General features: G+C 32.0%; 1 protein-coding gene. It reads right to left on the reverse strand.

Annotation, left to right across the window (positions count from 1 at the left end; genetic code table 11):
• Positions 1-65: 65 nt before the first annotated feature.
• On the reverse strand, positions 66-309 hold a 244-nt coding region (locus WFK35_RS23085), incomplete at its 5' end, for a hypothetical protein (protein WP_336735002.1).

The following is a 309-nucleotide window of genomic DNA, read 5'->3' on the forward strand; positions in this document are numbered from 1 at the left end:
TTCATCAATAAGATCATGAAAGGAATAAACAGAAATATGAAAAACAGTTTTTTGTGCAAAAAAAATTATTGTCTTCGGGGGATGAGTTCTCCCTCTGGTTCTACCAAAGTGAATTTTGGAATATTGAATTTGTAACTTTTATCAGAATCTTTTACGGTGTATTCTATCCAGTTTTCTTTTGTGTTTGAAGAAATCGTTTTTTCAGATTTTACAACTGCAGATCCGGAAGGTGAATATTCCAGATTATTGATCTCGTCCGGTTTTTGAAAGTTACCTTTTACAGTTATTGTATTTCCTGAAACAGACTGT

Source organism: Chryseobacterium sp. VD8 (genome assembly GCF_037149975.1).
Taxonomy (GTDB): Bacteria; Bacteroidota; Bacteroidia; order Flavobacteriales; family Weeksellaceae; genus Chryseobacterium; species Chryseobacterium indicum.